Annotated in this window: 5 protein-coding genes and 1 pseudogene; 1 reads left to right on the forward strand and 5 read right to left on the reverse strand. The window is 37.7% G+C overall.

The annotated features are described in order from the left end of the window. Positions 1–589: 589 nt before the first annotated feature. The 5 genes from F6K13_RS35145 to F6K13_RS13730 form a co-directional block, all read right to left on the reverse strand. On the reverse strand, positions 590–1,093 hold the full coding sequence (locus F6K13_RS35145; protein WP_338043205.1) for a hypothetical protein: 504 nt from the start codon (positions 1,091–1,093) through the stop codon (positions 590–592). A gap of 33 nt (positions 1,094–1,126) precedes the next feature. Further along, positions 1,127–1,942, reverse strand: a complete 816-nt coding sequence (locus F6K13_RS35150; protein WP_338043206.1) for an ATP-binding protein — start codon at positions 1,940–1,942, stop codon at positions 1,127–1,129. Between the two features lie 390 nt (positions 1,943–2,332). Next, positions 2,333–3,496 (reverse strand): DNA polymerase III subunit beta, encoded by a 1,164-nt coding sequence (gene dnaN, locus F6K13_RS13720; RefSeq protein WP_124145677.1) that lies wholly within the window; start codon positions 3,494–3,496, stop codon positions 2,333–2,335. Between the two features lie 332 nt (positions 3,497–3,828). Next, positions 3,829–3,978, reverse strand: coding sequence for a hypothetical protein (locus F6K13_RS13725; RefSeq protein ID WP_287287626.1), 150 nt, complete (start codon positions 3,976–3,978; stop codon positions 3,829–3,831). Positions 3,979–4,443: 465 nt separating this feature from the next. Continuing rightward, positions 4,444–4,821, reverse strand: a complete 378-nt coding sequence (locus tag F6K13_RS13730; RefSeq protein WP_161564590.1) for an ISAs1 family transposase — start codon at positions 4,819–4,821, stop codon at positions 4,444–4,446. A gap of 136 nt (positions 4,822–4,957) precedes the next feature. Between F6K13_RS13730 and F6K13_RS13735 the strand changes: the two are divergent. After that, positions 4,958–5,929 (forward strand): annotated as a pseudogene (locus F6K13_RS13735) (IS5 family transposase). Positions 5,930–6,270 lie beyond the last annotated feature (341 nt).

Genomic DNA, 6,270 nt, shown 5'->3' on the forward strand with positions numbered 1-6,270 from the left:
TGAGAACATTCTACAAACAACAATCTAAAACCAGACGTTCTTTTGAGAGACCTAACTATAGCTTTATATTCTGTTTCTGGGTCTTTCAATAAATTCTCATCCCAGTCTATTAAATCTTGGTTCATAGCTTTTGAGATACTCACACGGATTATGCCACGAATATACTGATTAATTTGTTAGTCTTATTTTGAGCGATCGCTTGCTTCATTTTCACCTCCCACGTTATAGTGCTTCAGGAAATGAATCAATTATTGCTCTATAAGCAATAGTAGAGAAAATTCCATATTCACCTCTCCAGTTATGGTGCTTCACAAAATGAATCAATTATTGCTCTATACGTAATAGTAGAGAAATCCCATATTCACCTCTCCAGTTATGGTGCTTCACAAAATGAATCAATTATTGCTCTATACGTAATAGTAGAGAAATCCCATATTCACCTCTCCAGTTATGGTGCTTCACAAAATGAAACTATTATTGCCCTATACGCAATAGTAGAAAAAATTCCATATTCATCTCTCAAGTCATGGTGCTTCAGAAAATGAAACTATTATTGCCCTATACGCAATAGTAGAAAAAATTCCATATACTACTGAACTTTCTGAGTAATACTTTCAACAGCTTTCTTAAACTCAGGAGTTCCCTTAATCAACGGATGAACATCATACCAACGTCGCTTTTTTCCCTCATCATCATAATAACAATATTCCAAAATACAGCGATTAAACATTAAACTGCGGTAATTATCATCATTAGGTACTTCCCTAGAAAATGCCACTTCAGCTAACCTTATCCATTGATTATCATCCACAGTTTTCCGATAAATATCTCTAGCATCTGTTATTGACCTGCGGATAGCATTTCTCGGAATTGGTAAATCATCTGTATAATCAAAAGCTGACTGAATTAATAATAGTAAATTCCGTACATGACCACCACTCATTATACAAAGTTGATTCAAAGTTTCTTCACTATCAAATAGGTCAATTTCTAGGGAAAGATTAGGAGCAAATCTTTCCTCTCGCTTGATAATTAACTCTTTAATTTTATTAAATCCTGGTTCGTATTTACTTCCATCAGGTTTCTGTACCATAATCATCGGTAAAACCTGGGGATATGTATAAAATTATCTCAAATCTGCTGCTCTATGGGAGTAGACCATAGAAATAGGAACTGTATAAATAATGTGACAGTTTAATGCTTTTAATTGTTCGGAGCGGTCTATAAAAATATGGTCGTGGTTAGTCCGTTTATCCTCTTGAATAACTGGCACTATTTGGTCTAGGTTATCAACTATTACTGCTAATTCTGTACAACCATTGGGTAAATTTTTCTTAGCATCATTAATAAATTCATTCAAAACTTTAATTAGAGTAACAGTGTGAGGATAAATTTTCTGCCGAATTTCCTGACGGAGAGTTGGTACTGCTCTTAAATTTGCCGTTATTTTAGCAAAAGCAGATATTGTTACATCAACATTTACCTTCTCAAAATCAATTTCTGTCAGAGCTAAATCCTTCAATTCCTGCCAACGATCTTTTAACCAATTAACTACAGAATTAGGTTCAGCAGCATCTTTTAAATCTTGCAATAAATGACGAGTACAAGCCAGTAAAATATCTGTATATTCCGCATCCTCCGCATCAATATCTTGTTCGTCCGCAGCAAAATAAACCACAAATATTTTCTGTGATTCTAGATATTGTTTAAGTCTGAGTAATTCAGTCGATTTTCCTGCCCCACGATGACCAGCATAAAGTTGACAAGTCATCCTATTTGAACGCTTAATTTTTCTGCCTAAATCTACTAAAACATCTCCATCTCCTCGGACTTTTTTACAGTCAACATAAAGAGGGTCTCCTGCTGGTAATGGTTGAAATGGATCGAAGGAGTTGTAGAGATTTGTTAGAAGTTCTTCTATGTCTATTTTTTGATTAGCCATAATAAGTCTATTAAGTAGTTGTTTAATTAATTGATAATGGATAATGAATAATTGATAATTACCTCATCCAAGCCCCCTAAATACCCCAATTTTCGGGACTTTTAGAAGCAAATTGACTCTTATTCCCCCCAAAGTTGGGGGGCTAGGGGGGCAAAATTCAGTTATCAGTTATCAGTTATCAGTTATCAGTTATCAGTCAAATAATTTTTGAAGGAAGTTTAGGGGAAAATTCCTAGCAAAAGTTTCCAACTAATCTGCATTAGAGGTTGCTTGAGAAATTTGCTACATCCAAGCCCCCTAAATCCCCCAATTTTGGGGGACTTTTAGAAGCAAATTGACTCTTATTCCCCCCAAAGTTGGGGGGCTAGGGGGGCAAAATTCAGTTAACAGCTAATTTCTCAACTGAACAGGCATAATTAAATAAGTCATTTTCACCCCACCCAATGGATTTAAAACCACCGGACTTGTAGCAGTATTTAACTGAATTGAAATTTCTGAAGCTGAAGGAATAGCCTTTAACCCTTCAATCAAATATTTCACATTAAAAGCAATTTCTTCCGGTTCATCAGCAGAAATTTGTGCTGCCATAGACTCTCTACCACTACCAACATCTTGAGCATCTACAGATAAAGAAATCTCCTGATTAACACTATCAATAGAACACTTCAAAATATTATTCTTTTGGTCAGCCAAAACAGCAATTCTTTCCACCGCTCCTAAAAATTCTTTCCTATTAACATTAATTTGATTAGTAAACTTATCAGGTAATAATTGTCCGTAAGCTGGATATTGACCCTCCAATTTTCTACTCGTTAAACATTGTTCTCCTAGCTCAAAAATTACCTGACCTTCATCAAATCTCAAGGCAACAGCTTCAGATGATTGACGCATTCCAATCATTCGTTCAACCTCTCGTAAAGCTTTTGCAGGAATTGTTACTTCAAACTCTTCAATTTCTTCAATCTCTTCTACTTCTGACTCACCCTCTGGTGCCACACTTTCAGTCTTAACAATTGCTAATCTATGACCATCAGTTGCTGCAAATTCTAAACCATCTTTTTGTACTTTTAAATGTACTCCTGTTAACACTTGTTTTGTTTCATCAGGACTTGTGGCAAATAAAGTTCCTCTCAAACCATTAATCAAAGCTTCCGGTGGTAAATTGACAACCTCCCCACCTTCCACATCTGGTAATTCCGGATATTCCTCTCCTCCCATACCTCTAACTTGATAACGACCAGATGTAGAAGTAAGAGTGGCGATCGCTTCCCCTTCATCATCATCAATGGTAATATTACCATCTGGTAATCTGGAGACAATATCATTAAATAATTTGGCCGGTAAAGTAAAACTCCCACCTGTTTCTACAACTGCCGGAAAATTTGAACGAATACCTAAACTTAAGTCAAACCCTGTTAATTCTAAGCGTTGATTTTCTACATCTGCTATTAATAAAACATTTGCCAATACTGGGTGGTTAGGGCGAGAAGGAACTGCACGACTGACCAGAGAAAGATTACTATTTAAGTCACTTTGAGTACAAGTTAATTTCATTGGAGTTTACTATTATTACTGGAACTAGAAGCTTTAAAAAAAATTTACCAATAATTTGGGTTTAAAGCTGCACCCTAGAAGGATAGCTTTTTATAGTCAGTGTAATAAGGTCTGAAGAACAATTGTTAAGCGAATTGTTACAGAAAAATCTGATGAGGAGACTTGACGAAAGAGGAAATTTTCACATGAGTGTGAAAATCCCCGCACCTTCAGGTGCGGGGAGGATGTCAACAGGGACTTAAATTCTAAAATTCTTAGGTTAAGTAATGTAGACTTCTAACTTAACATTCTGCCGACGTTGTGCTTAAGCGACAACGCGGGATTCCCTAAAATCACTCATAGAGACCTTCTGCTGCCTCTTGACAGAGGAGCTGCGCTAACATAGCACCTGCCTCCAAGATCGAAGCTCTTTTTGGCCTTACGGTCGCTCCACAGACTGAAACTGCTACCCCAGCAGCTTTATTCTTTTGAGAATAGCACATTATTTTAAGAACCGCATGGGTTGATTGGTTTTCCTCCCGACGCTCCCCTGCCAGGAGGGCAGGGCTGTTTCATTCTCACTCTAGGTGTAGACTTATAGAGTCATGAGCAGACTTTACCCCAAGTTTGGCCTAATATTAGCTTAACTGGCCATTTTTTGTGATGCAAAGCAGTGCGATCGCGTCGCGGTGTGTAGTACTATCGCCACCAACCAATGTCAAACTAACCCAGAAATTGCCCTCTGCTGTGTGATCGCAACTTCATATTAATTCAGATCAAAAAATCGATTTAATACCACACTTAAGTACAAACAGAAAGTATATATTTGAGATGATTACTCAAGTACGCGCTTCGCTGCTTTAATTCCAGCAAAACCATGTATCCTTAGTAGAGTTAACACCCAAGTTTTCGCTCATCGACAAATTGATGGCAGAAAAGCCTGATTTTTGAGGACTGAAATCTTCTTCTCAAATTACATCCTTTACCCAATTTAGTTGATTTTCAATTAACCAATGTCCTCGAATCCCAGACCCTAGACTAGCAGATAACCCTGAGAGAGAGCAAAGGTAATAACTGATACTTTCTACTGATTTTGACCCACGATTACCACTGGGTTTGACTCTGATTACACAACCTGCATCTTGCCATAAATCATCAAGATTATTCGGTATATGAAAAACCTCTACTTCTGTTATGGTCTTGCGATTTCTAGTTTTTTCGTCATTTATATACCTTTTAACGGTTTTGCTTGATTTAACTTGCTGTTCTATTTGTGCATATAATAATGGTTGATTCCTTTTAACTTTGACTAAATAATCATTTTGAGTTTCGATAATTCCCGCCACGGTTTTTTTTGGCAGTGTAAAGCATCAAGGGTAAAAACTACTCCTTTTAAGGGCTTTGTTGCACAAAAAACAAAAAAGAGGAATTAGGGTAAAAATACCTGTAAGTGGCACAAAAAACCAAAATCCTAATCCAGAGATGAGTAAGTCTAAACCAAAGTCTAAGTCCAAGTCTCGTTATAGAGTAAGCAATTGGTCTGAATATGATGCTTCTTTGAAACAAAGGGGGAATCTGACATTTTGGCGAGCGTGATTAAGTCATAGAGCAGTGGCTAAACCAAGAAAAAACTGGATGTCGGGGGGCATCTAACACCTACAGTAACGTCGCTATTGAATTAATGGCCACCCTGGCTACTCTATTTAACTTGGCAGGACGACAAACCGAGGGATTGTTGGAATCTATATTTACCTTAATGGAATTAGAGCTACCAGTACCAGATCACAGTATCTTGTCCCGTCGCCTGAGTAAATTGAATATTGAAATACCAGTAGTCCCACCCCGTCGCCCAAGAGGCCATGCATCTAGTCGTAGACTCTACAGGGGTAAAAGTGTATGGAGAGGGAGAATTGAAAACAAGAGTTCATGGTATAAGCAAACGTCGGACATGGCGTAAATTGCATCTGGGCGTCAATGAAGCAACTGGAGAGATTGTTAGTGCCGTGGTCACAACTAACAATAGTTAGTGACGATCAAGTATTTTCCGACTGATTGGAGGGAGTAGAAGGTGAGATTAGGCAAGTCTTTGGTGATGGAGCCTATGATCAATGCAAGTGTTACCTTGAGGCCAGTAACAGGGGAGCAAAACCAACCATACCACCCCGTAAAAATGCAATCATCTGGCATCATGGCAACTGTAAGGCTCCAGCTCATCCCAGGGACTCCAATCTTAGAGAGATTCGTAGAGTGGGACGTAAAAAATGGAAACGTGAGAGTGGATACCATCGGTGCTCCTTATCTGAGACAACAATGTTGAGGCTCAAAGTGATATTTGGAGGCAAGTTGCGACAACGAAAATTTGATACTCAAGCAGTGGAGTTGTTCATACAATGGTCTATACTTAATCGTATGATACAGAACTGTAAGCCAGAAAGCTATAAAGTAGAATTCTAATTAATTTCTCTCGCAGGGGAGTGTTGCGATCGCAACAAAGCCGCAACAAAGCCGTAATAAAATCTCAAGTTAATATCTGTGGAAAATGTGGAAAACCCAAAAAATCCCTATTATATCGATGATTTCATCAATAAATACCCTGTGGAAAACCTGTGGAAAACTTAATTTTTGTTCTCCTGTATTATGTTATTCATACAATCTATGAACTCAGAAACTTGAAAATATTGAAACCCACATTCCGCACGACAAAATGTAGTACATAAAGAGGGGGGACTTGAGTAAGTATTTAGACTCAAGAAAAAAAACCTCAAACTGTAATTCTAGACAAGAGGTGAAGATCA

Origin of the sequence: Okeania sp. SIO2B9 (genome assembly GCF_010672505.1) — a bacterium.
Lineage (GTDB): Bacteria > Cyanobacteriota > Cyanobacteriia > Cyanobacteriales > Microcoleaceae > Okeania > Okeania hirsuta.